18 protein-coding genes are annotated in these 16977 nt (G+C 61.3%); 6 read left to right on the top strand and 12 right to left on the bottom strand.

Features of this window, described 5'->3' with window-relative positions:
* Nucleotides 1-49: 49 nt before the first annotated feature.
* The 4 genes from RCF49_RS08235 to RCF49_RS08220 form a co-directional block, all read right to left on the bottom strand.
* Nucleotides 50-1330 (bottom strand): GNAT family N-acetyltransferase, encoded by a 1281-nt coding sequence (locus RCF49_RS08235; protein WP_342643543.1) that lies wholly within the window; start codon nt 1328-1330, stop codon nt 50-52.
* A 124-nt stretch (nt 1331-1454) separates the two neighbouring features.
* The gene (locus tag RCF49_RS08230) at nt 1455-2297 is read right to left on the bottom strand and encodes a D-amino-acid transaminase (RefSeq protein WP_342643542.1); all 843 of its coding nucleotides are present in this window, start codon (nt 2295-2297) and stop codon (nt 1455-1457) included.
* 109 nt (nt 2298-2406) lie between these two features.
* The gene (locus RCF49_RS08225) at nt 2407-3138 is read right to left on the bottom strand and encodes a cytochrome c biogenesis CcdA family protein (RefSeq protein ID WP_342643541.1); all 732 of its coding nucleotides are present in this window, start codon (nt 3136-3138) and stop codon (nt 2407-2409) included.
* 210 nt (nt 3139-3348) lie between these two features.
* Nucleotides 3349-4140, bottom strand: a complete 792-nt coding sequence (locus RCF49_RS08220) for an SDR family NAD(P)-dependent oxidoreductase (RefSeq protein WP_342643540.1) — start codon at nt 4138-4140, stop codon at nt 3349-3351.
* A gap of 118 nt (nt 4141-4258) precedes the next feature.
* Between RCF49_RS08220 and RCF49_RS08215 the strand changes: the two genes are divergently transcribed.
* Complete coding sequence (locus RCF49_RS08215) at nt 4259-5026, top strand: gamma-glutamyl-gamma-aminobutyrate hydrolase family protein (protein ID WP_342643539.1); 768 nt, start codon at nt 4259-4261, stop codon at nt 5024-5026.
* 15 nt (nt 5027-5041) lie between these two features.
* Here RCF49_RS08215 and RCF49_RS08210 read toward each other — a convergent pair whose 3' ends face one another.
* The 8 genes from RCF49_RS08210 to RCF49_RS08175 all read right to left on the bottom strand — a co-directional run bounded on the left by RCF49_RS08210 (nt 5042) and on the right by RCF49_RS08175 (nt 12851).
* Nucleotides 5042-5719: a DUF1007 family protein gene (locus tag RCF49_RS08210; RefSeq protein WP_342643538.1), complete on the bottom strand. Its 678-nt coding sequence runs from the start codon at nt 5717-5719 to the stop codon at nt 5042-5044.
* Nucleotides 5720-5796: 77 nt separating this feature from the next.
* Entirely contained in the window at nt 5797-6984 is a 1188-nt protein-coding gene (locus RCF49_RS08205) for a glycosyltransferase (RefSeq protein ID WP_342643537.1), read from the bottom strand.
* A gap of 54 nt (nt 6985-7038) precedes the next feature.
* On the bottom strand, nt 7039-8061 hold the full coding sequence (locus RCF49_RS08200; protein WP_342643536.1) for a DUF992 domain-containing protein: 1023 nt from the start codon (nt 8059-8061) through the stop codon (nt 7039-7041).
* 150 nt (nt 8062-8211) lie between these two features.
* Entirely contained in the window at nt 8212-9414 is a 1203-nt protein-coding gene (locus RCF49_RS08195; protein WP_342643535.1) for a pyridoxal phosphate-dependent aminotransferase, read from the bottom strand.
* Nucleotides 9415-9527: 113 nt separating this feature from the next.
* Nucleotides 9528-10586 carry a choline ABC transporter ATP-binding protein gene (choV, locus tag RCF49_RS08190; RefSeq protein ID WP_342643534.1) on the bottom strand — a complete coding sequence of 353 codons (1059 nt, stop codon included), beginning with the start codon at nt 10584-10586 and terminating at the stop codon, nt 9528-9530.
* Nucleotides 10583-11446, bottom strand: a complete 864-nt coding sequence (gene choW, locus RCF49_RS08185) for a choline ABC transporter permease subunit (protein ID WP_342643533.1) — start codon at nt 11444-11446, stop codon at nt 10583-10585. Before choW ends, choV begins: the two co-directional genes overlap by 4 nt.
* Before the next feature lie 56 nt (nt 11447-11502).
* Nucleotides 11503-11907, bottom strand: coding sequence for a GFA family protein (locus tag RCF49_RS08180; RefSeq protein WP_342643532.1), 405 nt, complete (start codon nt 11905-11907; stop codon nt 11503-11505).
* Complete coding sequence (locus RCF49_RS08175; RefSeq protein WP_342644157.1) at nt 11904-12851, bottom strand: choline ABC transporter substrate-binding protein; 948 nt, start codon at nt 12849-12851, stop codon at nt 11904-11906. The genes RCF49_RS08180 and RCF49_RS08175 overlap by 4 nt, the downstream gene beginning before the upstream one ends.
* A 137-nt stretch (nt 12852-12988) precedes the next feature.
* On the opposite strand from RCF49_RS08175, the gene betI reads away from it, so the two are divergent.
* The 5 genes from betI to RCF49_RS08150 all read left to right on the top strand — a co-directional run bounded on the left by betI (nt 12989) and on the right by RCF49_RS08150 (nt 16957).
* Entirely contained in the window at nt 12989-13606 is a 618-nt protein-coding gene (betI, locus tag RCF49_RS08170; RefSeq protein WP_342643531.1) for a transcriptional regulator BetI, read from the top strand.
* A gap of 5 nt (nt 13607-13611) precedes the next feature.
* Nucleotides 13612-15270 (top strand): choline dehydrogenase, encoded by a 1659-nt coding sequence (betA, locus tag RCF49_RS08165; RefSeq protein WP_342644156.1) that lies wholly within the window; start codon nt 13612-13614, stop codon nt 15268-15270.
* Nucleotides 15271-15377: 107 nt separating this feature from the next.
* The gene (locus tag RCF49_RS08160) at nt 15378-15713 is read left to right on the top strand and encodes a hypothetical protein (RefSeq protein WP_342643530.1); all 336 of its coding nucleotides are present in this window, start codon (nt 15378-15380) and stop codon (nt 15711-15713) included.
* Nucleotides 15714-15848: 135 nt separating this feature from the next.
* Nucleotides 15849-16061 (top strand): hypothetical protein, encoded by a 213-nt coding sequence (locus tag RCF49_RS08155; protein WP_342643529.1) that lies wholly within the window; start codon nt 15849-15851, stop codon nt 16059-16061.
* Nucleotides 16062-16177: 116 nt separating this feature from the next.
* Nucleotides 16178-16957 carry an N-formylglutamate amidohydrolase gene (locus RCF49_RS08150; protein ID WP_342643528.1) on the top strand — a complete coding sequence of 260 codons (780 nt, stop codon included), beginning with the start codon at nt 16178-16180 and terminating at the stop codon, nt 16955-16957.
* Nucleotides 16958-16977: the final 20 nt, after the last annotated feature.

Genomic DNA, 16977 nt, shown 5'->3' with positions numbered 1-16977 from the left:
GCAGCCCGCGCGGGTTCCTTATCGCGCGGAGCTGCTCAATGAGATGCCATCAAGAAGCATGCCGCGGAGAGCGAAGCCTGCCCCACACATTCCGAAGTCGGACTGCTGCCGCCAGGAGACGGGGATTGTGTTTTACGTGTCGCTTCAAGGCGATCTCGCCCAGCGCCATCTGCGCGCCAACCCGTCCGGCAAGACCGTTGCCCCAGGCGCCGCAGCCGAGGTGCCAGGTCTGCTCACACCAGTCGAGCTTGTAAGGCTCGTCGCCGATGGTGAAGTCGAAGCGCGTGCACCCTCGGTCGATGGCCCAGGCCATAATCTTGTGCAGCAGCAGATTGCCCGGCGAATAGCGCTGCAGGCCACAATCGGGATAGACGGGCACCTCGTAGAAGAAGCTGCCGTCCTTCACCAAGCCGACAGCGGCTGCGGCCAGGGTCTCACCCACGGTGAGCTTGAACATGAAGACATCGGCGACGGCCGAGTCTCCCGCCACCTTGCGGAAGAAGTTCTGTACAAAGGGATGTGCGAAGGTATTGTATTCGCCGGCGGTGGCCTGAAGCTGGGACGCTTTCAGCGTCATCATTTCCGCAGCCAAGGCCTTTCGCTCAGCCGGATCGGTCACGATGTCGAAGCGGATCGGTCCAAGCTTGGCCAGCGCCTTTTCCTTCTCGCGAAAACGGCGGCGGGTCTTGGTGCTGCGTCGGGACGCGTAGAAGCTCTCCCAATCATCGCCCAAGCTGGTTGCATGGGCCGAGGCGCTGAACGGGTGCAGATCGAGGTTGGCGAAAGGATTGGCGATGGCGCCGAGCTGAGGCGGTATGCGGGTGAGCAGGACATAGTTGACGCCCGCAAGCTTCACTGCGCGCTCGAGCAGGAGATGAATGGCCCTCCGGTCCAGCAACGCCGCAAAGGCGGGGGTGATGAGGGGGCCATGGTAATCGCAAACCGGGTCGCCCATCGGGGCGAGGCGATTTTGGCCCAGCGCCCGCTCGATCACCAGCGGCAGAATCATCGAGAGGCGGCCGCTTGCATCGGCGACCGTCAGAATGAATGGCTCGGCACCCGACGGGCGTCCGATCTGCTGGTGCCAGTTCTTGAGCCAGTCGAATTCCTGAAACGGATATCCTACGGCGCGCTGCTCGAGGCAGCGCCACTGTGCTTCGATGCTGTCGAAGTCCCGATAGGCGCCGAGCTTCCATGACCCGGAAGAGAGCGGCAAGTCCGCTACGACCGCAGGACGCGATGATGACGTGGCGGGATGATCGAGCGCGTGACGATCTGCAGCTGATCGCGAAAGGACCTTGAGGTTGTCGGCACGGGCCGCGCTTATCATATCGCCTTCCCTGGGATCATGCGTGCCGTCGTGGCACAAGGATACCAGAAACGAGGCAAGGACCATGCCAGGGCTGGCATCCGGCTTGGGCCGATCTCGAGCCTTAACCGGATGCCGTTGCTGATTAGCTGCGCGCGGCTTCGAGATAGATCTTGCGCAGAGCCGTCGCGATCGGGCCGGGCTTGCCCGAGCCTATCGACTTGCCGTCGATCTCGACGATGGGCATTACGAATGTGGAGGCACTGGTGAGGAAGGCCTCATCTGCAGCGTGCGCCTCTTCGAGGGTGAACAGCCGCTCCTCGATCTCGATCCTCTCCTCAGCGGCGAGCCTGAGGAGAGACCTGCGGGTAACGCCGGCCAGAATCGCATTCGACAAGGGGCGGGTGATCACCTTGCCATCCTTCACGATATAGGCGGATGACGAGGTGCCTTCCGTCACGTGGCCCTCCTCCACCATCCAGGCCTCGAAGGCGCCTGCCTCGGCCGCACGCTGCTTGCCCATGCATTGGGGCAGGAGGGCGATGGATTTGATATCGCGGCGCTTCCAGCGGATATCCGGAATGCTGATCACCTTAACCCCGCTGGCCGCATAGGGACTGTCCAGCAGCTTCTTGTGCTGGGTGAAAGCCATCAGCGCGCTTGGAATGTCCTTGGGGAAGGCAAAGTCACGCTCGGCGACGCCGCGGGTGACCTGCATGTAGATGACGCCTTCGACCACGTTGTTGCGCTTGGCAAGCTCCTCGTGCACCTCGCGCAGCTCATCCTTGCTGCAAGGCCAGGCAATCTCGAGCTCGCGCAGGGAACGGTCCAGGCGCTCCATATGAGGGGCGTAATCGACAAGCTTGCCGTCGATCACGGCCGTCACCTCATAGACGCCGTCGGCAAAGACATAGCCGCGATCGAAGATGGAAACCTTGGCATCCTGTTCCGGCAGGTAAGCGCCATTCAGGTGGACGATGCGGCTCATGGACTTAAATCCTCGAAAGGCAGGTAAGGGATATCACGGGCGCGTTGTAAGCAGAAAATTTGACGTGCGTCCATGGCCCTCAGCAGCGCGGGCTTGCGACCTTTGGCCATCAGCCGATACGGCCGAGGGCAGGAAAAGTTTCCAGAAGCCAGAAGGAGAGTTGCGTCATGGTGCCGGTCAAGAACATGACGCCCGTCAAGACCAGCAGGCCGCCCATGGCCTTTTCGACGAGGCCAAGGTGGCGGCGGAAGCGCTGGGCGAAGGTCAGGAAGGCCCTGATCGCCGCGGCAGATAACAGGAACGGAATCCCAAGCCCAAGGGAGTAGACCGCAAGCAGGAGCGCGCCGCGCGCCACGCTGTCCTCCACAGCGGCGAGGGCAAGAATTGCAGCAAGCACCGGGCCGATGCACGGGGTCCAGCCAAAGGCAAACGCAAGGCCGACAAGATAGGCGCCGGCAAGGCCTGCAGGCCGGCTCTCGTGGTGGTAGCGCGCTTCGCGGTTCAAAATAGAAATGCGGAACAGACCGAGAAAGTGGAGGCCCATGGCGATGATCACCACGCCGGCGATCTGGGCAAGCAGGGTCAGGTGCTCACGGACGAGTTGCCCAAGGGCGGAAGCGGTGGCGCCTAGCAGTACAAAGACCGTGGCAAAGCCCAGCACGAAGAGCACAGCTGCCAGCATGATCCGGCCGGTGATCTCCGGCGTTCGGTCCTGATCCGCCATCTCCTCGAGGGAGGTTCCCGCGATGAAACAGAGATAGGGCGGAACCAGCGGCAGAACGCAGGGGCTCAAGAAGCTGATTGCGCCCGCCATCAGGGCCGCAGCGAAAGAGACTGTCATCGGCGCGCCCCTGAAACCCGTGGCCGCGAGAAAATCGGACCCGGAGCCAGCCACCCGGCCGGAGTTGACGCGCAAATCATGTCAAGGAGCTGGTGGGTCGTGAAAATCATGCCCACCAGCTACACCGATCGTCCGCGTAAGTGGATTCACAAAAGGGTCACAGCAGTCCGTTCAGCGGCCAGCAGGGACAGCGTTCACGCCTGTGGAGCCTCAATGGTCCAGCGAAATGGATTGGCCGCCGTCGATGGTGACCACCGATCCGGTCATGAAGGAGGAGGCTCGGGGTGCCGCAAGCAATAGCAATGCGCCATCGAGCTCACTTGGATCGCCGATGCGTCGCTGTGGAATGCCGCGCTTCAGATACTCGCCTTTCTCCGTCTTGAAGAAGTCGCTGTTGAGCTCGGTTTCGATATAGCCGGGAGCGATCGCGTTCACCCGGATACGGTTCCGCGCAAACTCGACAGCCAGCGCGCGGGTGAGCTGGAGAACGGCACCCTTGGATGCGGCATAGGCTGCGAGTGTCTTGGACGCGCGGAAGCTGAGGATCGAGGCAATGTTGATGATGGAGCCGGGCCGGTCGGCGGCGATCAGGCGCTTGATCGCCTCATGGGCCGTGAACCAGACGCCATCAAGATTGACCGAGAGCACGTCCCGCCAATCCTGCTCGCTCACATTGATCGTGGGCTTCGTTCCGGACACACCGGCATTGTTCACCAGGAGAGTGACAGTACCGAACGCCTTTTCCGCTTCGTCAAAGGCATTGCGGATCGCGGCATGGTCGCTCGTATCCAAGGCAATGGCGAGCGCCTCACCACCGTCGGCCTTAATCTCGTCCGCGAGCGCCTGCAGCCTGTCCACGCGACGGGCGCCGATCACCACCTTGGCGCCATTGGCGGCCAGTGTTTTCGCAAAGCGCCAACCAAGCCCGCTGGATGCGCCGGTCACCAGCGCCACTTCGCCCCGGAGATCGAACAGATCTGATGCCTTAATCGGTAAAGTCATGCCACATTGCCTCCTAATCTTGCCATTCGGAACTGCGCAAATTCCTGTGCGCGCGTCAAGTGACGAGCAGGCATTGGCGTGCTAACCGTTGAGCAGCTCGTGCATCGGAGTAGGACCCGTGACACCTTTGATCGGCTTGCCGGCCGATACGGCAGACAACCATGGACTGCAGTTCCATTCCATTGGCGACAAATACGTTCGCGCGGTCGCGGAAGCAGCCAACGGCATTCCGCTGGTCATTCCGGCTCTTGCGCCGCTGATCGAGCTCGATTCCCTGCTCGACAGGCTCGATGGCCTGGTGCTCACGGGCGCGCTGTCGAATGTTCACCCCAGCCGCTACGGTGCTCCGGCCAATTCGGATTACGAGCCCTATGATCAGGCGCGGGACGACACGACCATTCCGTTGATCGGCAAGGCCATTGCCCGAGGGCTACCGCTGCTGTGCATCTGCCGAGGCTATCAGGAGCTCAATGTCGTTCTGGGCGGCACGCTCGCAACCGAAATCCAGCGCCTGAAGGGCCGCTTCGATCATCGGGCGCCGCAGGTCGATGACCTCGACGAACGCTATGGACCACGTCACGCGATAGTTCTCGAGCCGGGTGGGCTGTTGCGCAGCATTGTGGGTGCCGAGCGGATCATGGTGAATTCACTGCATCGCCAGGCCATCGACAGACTCGCGCCGCGGCTCAGGGTCGAGGCGCGCGCCGAGGATGGAACGATCGAGGCGGTATCCGTCAAAGACAGCAAGTGTTTTGCATTGGGCGTGCAGTGGCACCCGGAATACAAAGCCGTTCAGAACCCGATTTCTGTTAAGATCTTTCGCGCGTTCGGCGAGGCGGCGCGGCGCCATTGCGCGGCGCGCCAGACGGGATTTGCCGCCGCCTGACGCGTCTTCTCTCCGTCAGCCGTTCTGGGGCGGAGCACCGCATTGGAGCGAGATGGGTTGTGCGAACATGGCTCCCATGCCCTTATTCGCCTCCTGATCCCAAAAATCCTCAGAATATTGGAAGTTCTCAGCCTCAGCGGCGCTCTTGCCAATGTCGATATGGCAGGCCGAGGCGAGCTTGCCCAGGATCTGGATGGGATCCTGTTTGGCGAGCTCAATGGCAATGTAGAAGGACGGATCGTAAATCGAGTAGCTGAATTTGGTGGTCGCAGGATCGATGGGCTGCTGCAATGGCACGCGGAAATAAAGGGTCAGAACCCCGTTCGAGAAGAGGTTGCCATATTCGGTGACATCGCCATAGGCCACCTTCTGGCCATTGGCCTCGGCATAGACGAAGTAGTCATATTCCTTGAGGGCCTCGACGTTCTCCTTCGCGAGTGATTGCGTCTCCTCGGCCTCATAGATGCCATCGCCATTGGCGTCCAAGCCCTCGACCGCGACCGTGCTGTACATTTCATCGAAGCGCCATTCGACATTGATGGCAGTGACTCTGCCCTGCTCGTCCAACACAAGGTCAGACCGGCTTTCGATCCAGACATGAGGATGAGCCGCGGCGCGTCCGCTGGCGATCGTTAGCGAAGCAAAGACAATCGCGAGAATGCCACCAAGGCGAAAGGAAAACCTGGCCGTCATGTGCGCCTCGATTCCAATTGGTTTCCCAATCTATCCCAAAAGCAGGCAAAACGAGGACAGGCCAGATCGGGCTTCACTCACGACAGGAGGCCTTGGACCATATCGGCAACAGAGGTGATGGGATCGCTGGCCAGAAGGGGGGCATGTGCTCTGGCAAGCTCGCGAGCGCGGGCGTGGATCTGAGGATCCACATAGAGCCGGGCGGCGGTTTTCACCAAGGTCTCAGTCTCAATCCGGCGATAGTGGAATGCACGGGCCACGCCCGCATGCTCAAGGGCACGGCCGGTCAGCAGCTTTTCGCTATCGGTATAGAGAATGAGCTGAGGCAGGCCGGCCGCCAGCGCGAGACTGGTCAGGCCCAACCCGCCATAGCCAATAACCATTCGGAACGATCGAAGATGGGGCCCGAAATCAACGATGGTGCGCTCGATCCGCCACGGGGTCTGCTCAAAGGGGGCAATCAGGCCCTCGCCAAGGGCTGAGGCCAACAGCCGTCCCGGCAAGTCGAGGGACGCCAAAGCCCGCAAGACCTCAGGGCTCTCCGCGAAACGGGGTAGAATACTGCAAAGGATCTCCTCGCCGGGCTCCATGATCGGGCTCGGTACATGGCTGAGAATTGGCGCGAGGGTCGGCGCCTTGCGGAACGCCCGATAGGGATCAAGCAGAGGAAATGTACGGACCGCTGATGCATCACCGGCCATGATGGCCGGAAAGCGTTCAAGCCGCGGGCGACCTTCCGAGCTGAGCAGAGCGTCCAAGCTTTCGAGCAGGGCCGCCTCATCGTAATAGGGCTTGGCATCCGTGGGCCAGAGCCTAGGAAAGGCGTCCAGGTGATCGGGGGGATGCGTATAGCCGTTGCCGAACACCAGCAGGGGGTATCGGCCGCGCGCCGCGAGATTGAGCCCAGGCGCGAAATCGCTGACCACCACATCCGGGCGCTCGGCTTCAAGGAGAGCCGTCCATTCGCGGAGCATCCGCGCCGTTGTTTCCCGTTCGCCGACGCCGAAGAGCGCCAGGATCTGACCGAAGGTGAAACCGGAATAGCCGGGAGGAAGAGGCGGCTGCTGCGCGCGGTGGGTCCAATGGGGGGCTTGGCGCAGCTCGCCGCGGTCCATGCCCACCTTAAGCGCGGTGGCTTGGTTCTGAACGCAATAGACCACATGATGGCCGAGGGCCTTTAGCCGCTCGCCAATCCGCTGGAGTGGAATGACATGGCCGAGGCCGCCCCCCATCTCCCAACCGAGCAGTATTTTTCGCTGCACCATGCCGCGACTATAGGCGGTTTCAGGCGTGGTGCAGCGGAGATCTTGCGGAATGATCTATTTGGGTTCGTAGTTCAGAGTTAGCGCGGTCGCACCGCCCGAGACGTCGATGCCGGTCTGATGCATGCTGACCGGTTCGAGCTTCAAGCCACTGTTGTTGTTGGTGAGCATGGATTTGGAGCCAACGCCCACGCCTGCTGTCGCTTCGGCCGTGGCACCGCTATACCTGCCGGCGAGAGACCCTTGGGGGAGTTTTTGGTCGGTCGGCGAGAGGACGTTCCAGGTCATGGTCGACTTGCCGGTGACACCGACATCAAGACCCAGCACATCCATGTGGCCGTCATAGTGCTCCGTTGCCCTGTTGGCCGCAGTGAATGTGCAGTCGAGCTTTCTGCTCGAGCCAATGATCAGGCCGACGCCAGTGGCCACGTCGCAGGTCAGCTGACCGGCATTGCGATACTCAGACAGCGGTTTGCCAGTTGCCGGCGTCTTCTCCAGAGTCTCGGGTGTGGTTGTCGGACCCGTGCTCGTGGTCGGTGTGGCAAGAGCCGTCTTGTCAGTGGACGGACTTGGTCTGGCGTCTCGTTCCGGTGCTGCCTTGCCTGACGTCGAGGCGCCGTCGCCGGAGGCCGTGTTCGGGGCGGTATGCCCGACCCTCGGTATTTCGCTCAGCAGGGACTCCAAGGGGGCCGGCTTGGTCGTTTCCGATGTGGTTTTGCGTGGTTGGTTCGCTGTGTCCCCGGAGCTCGCTCTTGAGGCGGACTTGTCCGCGATGTCCGATCCTACTTTCGACAGCGGCTCAGACCCCGCTTTGCCGGCGGGTGTCGCGGCGTCGTGACCGGATGGCTTGAACGCATCCGAAGCGAGGAGGTCCGCGGTCGCCTTATCAACCACCGGATCGCCGGTTGACAGCGTCCCCGGCAAGTCCAGCCTGGTGCCAGAGCCTGATTTCAGATGATCAGCAGCGGGTGAGACGTGGCTGTGATGCTCGCTCGGAATATAAAGGTCGGCCGCAAATCCCGGAGAGGCTGCTGCCGCCAAGGCAGCGAGACTTGCAGCAAGAAGTCCCAATCTCGGCATGAAATCGCATCCTTCAATACACACAACTATAAATTGCAGTATGCCTGAAAGTGCCCGCTGAAAGGTAAATATGCCGAGAAAACGGCGCCGGCTCTTGTGAACCGGCGCCGCGAAGTGGGAACTCGTCTTGATAGCAAGGGGCGCCGGGGATCAGCGCAAGCTCGCGCAGAAGCGCTGGATGCGCTGGCAGGCATCCTCAAGGGCCGAGGTTGCGGTCGCATAAGAGATGCGGAAGAAGGGCGACATGCCGAAGGCCGCGCCATGCACCACCGCAACGCCTTCCTCTTCCAGCAGCTCACGGACGAAATCCTCATCCGTCTTGATCACGATGCCGCGCGTGGTGGTCTTGCCGATCGTGGCTGCACAGGAGGGGTAGACGTAGAAAGCGCCCTCGGGCATCGGGCATTGAAGGCCCTTAGCCTGATTGAGCATCGAGACGACCAGGTCGCGCCGTTGCTTGAAGATGACATTATGCTCGGCGATGAAATCCTGGGGACCGTTCAAGGCCTCGACTGCCGCCCACTGGCTGACGCTGGTGGGGTTGGAGGTCGATTGAGACTGGATCTTCGCGATAGCGCTGATCAGTTCCTTGGGACCACCGGCATAGCCGATGCGCCAGCCCGTCATGCAATAGGACTTGGACACGCCGTTCATGGTGAGCGTGCGCTCGTAGAGCTCGGGCTCGACCTGGGCCGGGGTCGCAAACTGGAAATCGTCATAGACCAGGTGCTCGTACATGTCATCGGATAGGATCCAGACATGCTCGTGCCGCTTCAGCACATCGGTGAGGCGCTTCAAGTCATCGTGGCTATAGGCGGCCCCGGTCGGGTTGGAAGGCGAGTTGAAGATCAGCCATTTGGTCTTCGGGGTGATGGCCTTTTCCAGTATCTCGGGCTGCAGCTTGAAGCCGTCCTCGAGCCGGGTCTCGGCGAAAACCGGGGTGCCGCCTGCAAGCAGCACGATATCGGGATAGCTCACCCAGAAGGGGGAGGGAATGATCACCTCGTCCCCCGGGTTGAGGGTGGCCATCAGCGCATTGTAGATGATCTGCTTGCCGCCAGAGCCGACCGTGATCTGGCTCTGATCGTAGGTGAGGCCGTTCTCGCGCTTGAACTTGGAGACGATGGCCGCCTTGAGCTCAGGAATGCCATCAACGGCGGTGTATTTGGTCTCGCCGCGGCGGATCGCATCGATCGCGGCGTTTTTGATGTTCTCGGGCGTATCGAAATCGGGTTCACCCGCTCCCAAGCTGATGATGTTGCGGCCTTGCGCCTTCAGGTCGCGCGCCTTCTGGGTGACGGCGATGGTGGGCGACGGCTTGATTCGCTTCAGGCTTTCGGCGATCAGCCCCATGATCCTGTCCCTTCGATACGGTCGGTTTTCGACGGGGCGAACTCTTAGTCCCGGATGCGAGCGAGGACAAGGGGCCCGATGGCTTCGTGCACGAAAAGCAGCGAGAGGGCAGCTTAGGAGGGCCTGGTTCGGCGCAACAGGCCTTCATAGATCTCGTTGTCCCCGACGAGCCCGACAATGCGTCCCTTTTCCGTGAGGGCCACCGCGTTGCCGCTGCTCCGGCGGCGCTCAATAATGTCGCGCATGGGGCTTGCGGCCGGCAGCGTGGGCAAGGTGGATGCCGCAAATGCCTCGTCGCGTGCCACTTTCTCGATCGGTGTCATCAGGGCGTAACCGTCCAGCACGTTGAGCGGGTTCATGTGGGCGACGAATTGCGCCACATAGTCGTTGGCGGGCTTCAGCACGATCTCGCGCGGGGTGCTGCATTGGACGATACGGGCTTCCTCCATGATGGCGATGCGATTGCCAAGCTTGAGCGCCTCGTCGAGGTCGTGGCTCACGAAGAGAATGGTCTTGCGCAGCGTCCTCTGGAATTCCAGAAGCTCGTCCTGCAGATGGGCACGGATCAAAGGGTCAAGGGCCGAGAAGGGCTCATCCATCAAGAGAATCGGTGCATCGGTCGCAAAGGCGCGGGCGAGCCCGACCCGCTGCTGCATACCGCCGGAGAGCTCATGGGCATATTTGCCTGCCCATTTATCGAGATGGACGAGCTCCAACTGACGCCGGACCCGCTCGGCTCTCTCTTTTTGTGGCACGCCGGCAAGCTCCAGTCCGAAGCCGACATTCTCCGCCACCGTCCGCCACGGCAAAAGCGCGAATTGCTGAAAGACCATGGCCACCGCATGCATGCGCAGCTGCCGCAATGCGGGCTCGGTGCAGGTGGTGACATCAACCGTCTTGTTGCCATGGCGTACCAGCACCCGGCCGCGTATGGGTTTGTTCAGGCCATTGACGGCGCGGACGAGGGTTGACTTGCCCGAGCCGGATAACCCCATCAGCACGCAGATCTCCCCTTCAGCCACTTCCAGGCTGGCGCCGGCGACGCCGAGCACATTCCCGGTTTGCTCAAGGATCTCGGCGCGGCTTGCGCCCTGGTCCAACAGCTCCAGCGCCCGCGGATTGCGCTTACCGAAGATGATGTCGACCCTGTCGAAGGCAATCGCCGTGGTCATCTGGCCTGGCTTTCGGCCTGTCGCTCGGCGCGGAACATCCGGTCGAGGATGATGGCCACGACCACGATCGCAAGCCCTGCTTCCAGTCCCATGGGCACATTCACGGAATTGAGGGCGCGCACGACCGGCTTGCCGAGGCCATCAGCACCGACGAGGGCCGCGATCACCACCATGGAGAGGGACAACATAATGCATTGTGTGAGCCCGGCCATGATGGTGGGAAGCGCATGGGGGATCTCGACCTTCCACAGCAATTGCCGGCGGGTCGCCCCAAAGGCCTCACCAGCCTCGATCAATGCGCGCGGGACGGAGGTGATGCCGAGATGGGTGAGGCGGATCGGTGCGGGAATGGCAAAGATCACTGTCGCGATCAGGCCGGGGGCCAGACCTAAGCCAAAGAGAACAAGAGCGGGGATCAGGTAAACGAAGGTCGGCAGGGTCTGCATGAGATCGAGCACGGGGCGCAGGGCCTGGAACAGCCAGGGCCGATGGGCAGCGGCGATCCCTAGGGGTATGCCGATCGCGAGCGAGACGAGGGTTGCGCCGAGAACCAAGGCCAGGGTCTGCACCGTTTCCGGCCAATAGCCCTGGTTGATGATGAACAGAAGCCCGAGCAAAACGCCAAGCGCCAATTTCCAGCTGCGATGGAGAATAAAGGCGAGGCCGGCGATAAGCACCACCAGCAGAAGGGGCGGGAGCCATAGGGCTGCGGCGATGATCGCATCCAGCGTGCGCTCGATGGCGAGGGACACGCCGTCAAAGAACCAGTAGAAATAGGTGGTCAGCAGATCGAAGAAGGCCTTGCCCCACTGGCCGATCGGGATCTTATGCTCGGTGATCTCTGTCGTCAGCCAGTCCATGACGATGTCTCTGTGGCAAGCCGCGTTTCCGTGACCGGGGCCCGATGCCGCCGATGTCACAGGTCGTAGGGTGGTGTTTCCGGATAACGTGGAAGCTGGTCGGTGGTCTCGAACCAGGAGATGCGCGCCGAGTGCCAGCCATGCACGGTCGGCGACACGGCCTCGGGGCGGTCAAGAGTGCCGAGAGTGATGCCGACGGAACGGCCGTCCTGATCGGTCATATAAAGCGGGCTGCCACAGTTCGGGCAGAACCAGCGGGTCGCACCGGGCGAGGAGTGGAAGCCGCGCGGCTCTCCCTGCGTCACCCGAAAACGGTCGGGCGAGACCTGCAGCCAGGCGATCACCGGTGCTCCGCCTGCGCGGCGGCACTGGCCGCAATGGCAGTAATCCGCCACATCACCCGCAAGGGCTTCCGCTTCATAGCGGATTTCACCGCAGAGGCAGCCGCCAGTGAGCATCATATGCCAAGCTTCGCCTTGATGGCCTCGCGCGCATCCTTGCCGTCGATCGTCTTCACGTCCTTCAGCCAGCCATCCAACACTTCCGGGTGCTGCTTGAGCCAGGCCGAAGCGGCGTCATTCGCCTGCTGGCCCTTATCCAGGATCGCGCCCATGATCTCGTTCTCCATGGTGAGCGTGAAGCTGAGATTCTTCAGGAACTGCCCAACATTGGGACATTCCTGGAGATAGCCCTTGCGCACATTGGTATGGACGGTCGCCCCGCCAAAATTGGGCCCGAAGACCTCATCGCCGCCATCGAGGTATTTCAAGGAGAAGTTGGCGTTCATCGGATGGGGCTCCCAGCCGAGGAACACGATATCCTCGTTGCGCCGGGTCGCGCGCTGCACCTGGGACAGCATGCCCTGCTCGGAGCTTTCGACGAGCTCAAAAGTTTTGAGGCCGAACTGATCCTTCTCGATCATGCCGAGGATCAGCCGGTTGCCGTCATTGCCGGGTTCGATGCCGTAAATCTTGCCACCGAGATCGTCCTTGAACTTGGCGATGTCGGCAAAGCTCTTGAGGCCTTTCTCATAGGTGTAGTCGGGGACTGCCAGTGTATATTTCGCGCCCTCAAGATTGGTGCGCACCGTCTCGACCGTGCCATCCTCCCGATAAGGCTTGATATCGGCTTCCATGGTGGGCATCCAATTGCCCAAGAAAACGTCGATGTCCTTATTCTTCAGGCTGGCATAGGTGACGGGCACCGAGAGCACCTGGACCTGAGGCTCGTAGCCGAGGGCCGAGAGCACGACCGATGCGAGGCCCGTGGTGGCGGTAATGTCGGTCCAGCCCACATCGGAGAAGCGCACCACCTTACATGAGTCCGGCTCTTGCGCACTGGCACTCGAGAGGCCCGCAGCCGTACCGAGCACCAGCGCCAGTCCGGCCGCAATGCCTTTGAACATCTTGAGCATGCCACCCTCCCTGAAGACCTTTCCGGTCTCGTGGTCATTGCCCGCTCGTTTGCTCACCCTCGACAGCTGGGCATGAACAGGAGAGTATTTTTAATTGAATGACCAACCAATGACAATGTAGGAATTGATTGAAGCAAAGGATTATCGGCCCCGAGGCAATGCCCAAGCTTGGAATGGCGCCGATCAGGCGGCGGCAACTGATCGATGCAGCGATCATGGCGATCCATGATCACGGACTGGCGGATACCACCGTGTCCAAGATCGCGGCCCGGGCCGGCGTGTCGGCCGGCATCGTGCATCACTATTTCAGGGACAAGGACGATCTCCTGTTCGAAACCATGCGCTTTCTGCTCGAGGATCTCCGCAGGACAGTGGTGGAACGGCTGGGCCAGGCACGCACACCGGTCGAGCGGGTTCATGCGATCATCGATTCCTGCCTTGCGGATGAGCAGTTCGCGCCCGAGGTCATGGCTGCTTGGCTTGCCCTTTACGGGCAGGCGAAGCATTCGCCGCGCCTCCTGCGCATTCTGAGCATCTATGCGCGGCGCCTGCGGTCGGACCTCGCCAATGCGCTCAAGCCGGTGATCGGGCCAGAGCGGGTGAAGGCGGCTGCCGAGGGCACGGTCGCGATGATCGACGGGCTATGGCTGCAATATGCCTTGCATGGCGGCCCCGATGATCCGGAGTTCCCGCGCAGGCTGACGCGAGCTTACGTGGATAGCCAGATCGCGCTCGGTCGGGCATGAGAATGATGCAGGACGAGTTCGACTACATCATCATTGGTGCGGGCAGCTCAGGCTGTGTGCTGGCCAACCGGCTCTCCGAGGACGGGCACCATTCGGTGCTGGTGCTGGAATATGGCGGCACGGATATTGGGCCGCTCATCCAGATGCCCTCGGCGCTGTCATACCCCATGAACATGCGGACCTATGATTGGGGCTTTTCCTCCGAGCCTGAGCCCAATCTGGGTGGGCGCGTGCTGGCGACCCCGCGTGGCAAGGTGATCGGCGGGTCGTCCTCGATCAATGGCATGGTCTATGTACGGGGGCACGCGCTCGATTACGACACCTGGGAAGAGATGGGCGCTCAGGGCTGGGGCTTCCGTCACGTGCTTCCCTATTTCAAGCGCATGGAAAACGCGCATGGGGGCGAAGAGGGCTGGCGGGGCACCTCTGGCCCGTTGCATGTCACCCGTGGATCCCGCACGAACCCGCTTTACCATGCCTTTGTCGAAGCCGGCGCGCAGGCGGGCTATGAGGTCACTCCGGATTATAACGGGGAGAAGCAGGAAGGCTTCGGCCCCATGGAGATGACCGTCTGGCAGGGCAGGCGCTGGTCGGCCGCGCGGGCCTATCTGCGACCGGCGCTGGCCCGCAACAATGTGAAGCTCGTGGCACGGGCATTCGCCCGGCGCGTGCTGTTCGAGGGCCGTAGGGCGGTAGGCGTCGAATATCGCCGCGGCGGGCGCGTGCTCACCGCCAAGGCGCGACGCGAGGTGGTGATTTCGGCTTCCGCCATCAACTCGCCGAAGCTGCTCATGCTCTCCGGCATCGGCCATGGCGAGAGGCTTCAGGCGCTCGGTATTCCCGTCGTTAATCATTTGCCGGGTGTCGGGGAAAACCTGCAGGACCATCTGGAGGTCTATTTCCAGATGGAGTGCCTCAAGCCGATCACCCTCTACAGCAAGCTCAGCCTGCCGTCCAAAGCATGGATCGGCTTGACATGGCTGCTGTTCAAGCGCGGGCTCGGCGCCACCAATCACTTCGAAAGCGCCGCTTTCATCCGCTCGAGGGCAGGCGTGCGCTATCCCGATATCCAGTACCATTTCCTGCCCGTCGCCATTCGCTATGACGCCAAGTCGGCGGTGAAGGCCCATGGCTTCCAGGTGCATGTGGGGCCGATGCGCTCGAAGTCGCGCGGTCATGTGCGCCTGCGTGATCCGCATGCGGAAACGGCGCCGATCATCCGCTTCAACTACATGTCGCACCCTGAGGATTGGGCGGATTTCCGCAACTGCCTGCGGCTCACCCGCGAGATCTTCGGGCAGGATGCTTTCAAAGGGCTCGCCGGGCGCGAGATCCAGCCGGGAGCTGATCGGGTGAGCGATGAAGAGCTCGATGATTTCCTGCGCGAGCATGTGGAAAGCGCTTACCATCCCTGCGGCACCTGCCGCATGGGCGCGGCGGATGATCCGATGGCGGTGGTTGATCCGGAATGCCGGGTGATCGGCGTCGAGGGTCTGCGCGTGATCGACAGCTCGATCATCCCGCGCATCACCAATGGCAATCTCAACGGCCCCTCGCTGATGATCGGCGAGAAGGGCAGCGATCACGTGCTCGGCCGCGCGCCCTTACCCCCGTCAAACCAACAACCGTGGATCAGCCCGCGTTGGCGGGAGAGCCAAAGATAGCCATGCTCATCGCTGGCTGGTTGTGCTCGTGACGTGATTTCACCACGGTTTGCCCATGACCGCTCCCCACCGATCTGACCAGATACTGCTTTTTGGGGAGTTAGATTATGGGATTTTTCAAAGATATAAAGAAAGCCTTCAAGTCCGCGAAAAAGGAAGTGGTCGAATTTGCGGAGGAGGTTAAGGATAGCCTGGACCATGTGCCGAACATAAAGAAGGAAATCGTCAAGGGGGCTGAGGTTGTCAAAGAATTCATCGACGACTCTGTCGCGGATGTTTCCAGAACCGCCGAAAAAGCACAGGCTGCAGCCAAGCATATCGGGCCAGTTTCTGAGGGTATAAGAGGGATATGCAGAAGCTCGGATGCAGCAGCAGAAGCCGATTGTGAGATGGAGGCGGTGATCGGCGCCATTTGCGTTTTCGGATGGGTTGTCACCTCGTAAGGCACCGCGCGAGCAGCGATCACGTGCTCGGCCGTGCTCCGTATCGGGTGTGGATTGCCGTGATTTCGCCTCAACTTTCTCTCGGCCCAACCGCAAAGCGAAAAACCTTATCCGGGTACAGCTGCGAGGTAGGGAATGATTTCTGTCAAGGGATTGAAGGGCGAGTTCAAGGATTTCAATGAGGCGGCCCGGGAATTTGAGAAATCAGTAAGAGAATATGTCACGCGGCTTACCGCTGATCCGAGCGGGAGCATTGAGAGGACCAACCACCCGGTCTGCGAGGGCGCGGATGATGATGCGTGCATTGCGAAGGTCATTCTGGCCGCGGTCTGTTTTACCATGCTTTGACCGTAGACTAATCGCCTCACGCCGGGACGTGCCGGCTGCCCAATTTTGTAACGAGATTGACAAGCGCAAATCTCTCCGGAATTAATCACACAATTCAGGAGAGGGACCAATCGCACATGGCGGGACTACTTGCCGGTGAAGAAAGCCCGACCGTGGTTGTCAATGAAAACGGGGCATCGCCGTTTTTTCTCGTCTGCGAGCACGCGGGAAATCGCATCCCGCGTGCGCTTGGCACGATGGGACTTTCGGAGCGCGACCTACATGCGCATATCGCCTGGGATATCGGTGCCGAGCCCATGGCTCGCCTGCTCTCTGAAAGGCTCGACGCACCTTTGGTGCTGCAGCGTTATTCCCGGCTGGTGATCGATTGCAACCGGCCGCCCAACAGCTCCGAGGCGATGCCCGAAATCAGCGAGCTCACGCCGATTCCGGGCAATATGGCGTTAACGCCTGAAGGCCGGCAGGCCCGCATCGATGCGGTGTTCAGACCCTTTCACGAGCGCATCAGCCAGCTTCTGGATCAACGAGATGCGGCCGGTCAACCGTCGGCTCTGGTGACGCTCCATTCATTCACGCCGATCTACAAGGGCTTCCAGAGGCCGTGGCATGTGGGCGCGCAATATAATCGCGCACCCGCCTTGTCCCACGCAGTCAATTCTTTGCTCGCGCGGGACCCGAGTCTCGAAATCGGGGACAACGTTCCCTATCCGGTCAATGACCTTACCCATTACACCATTCCCGTCCATGGCGAGCAGCGCGGCATTCCCCATACGATGATCGAGGTGCGCAACGACCTCATCACCAGTGAGGCGGGGCAGGAACGATGGGCGGAGCGGTTGGCGACAGTTTTGACTGAAGCGCTCCAGCGGGTCGGCGCATTGGACGTGCGGGAATAATCAGCGGATCTCAGCGAGGG

Source organism: Rhodoligotrophos sp. CJ14 (assembly GCF_038811545.1).
GTDB lineage: Bacteria > Pseudomonadota > Alphaproteobacteria > Rhizobiales > Im1 > Rhodoligotrophos > Rhodoligotrophos ferricapiens.
This window is presented reverse-complemented; position numbering and strand designations above follow the sequence as displayed.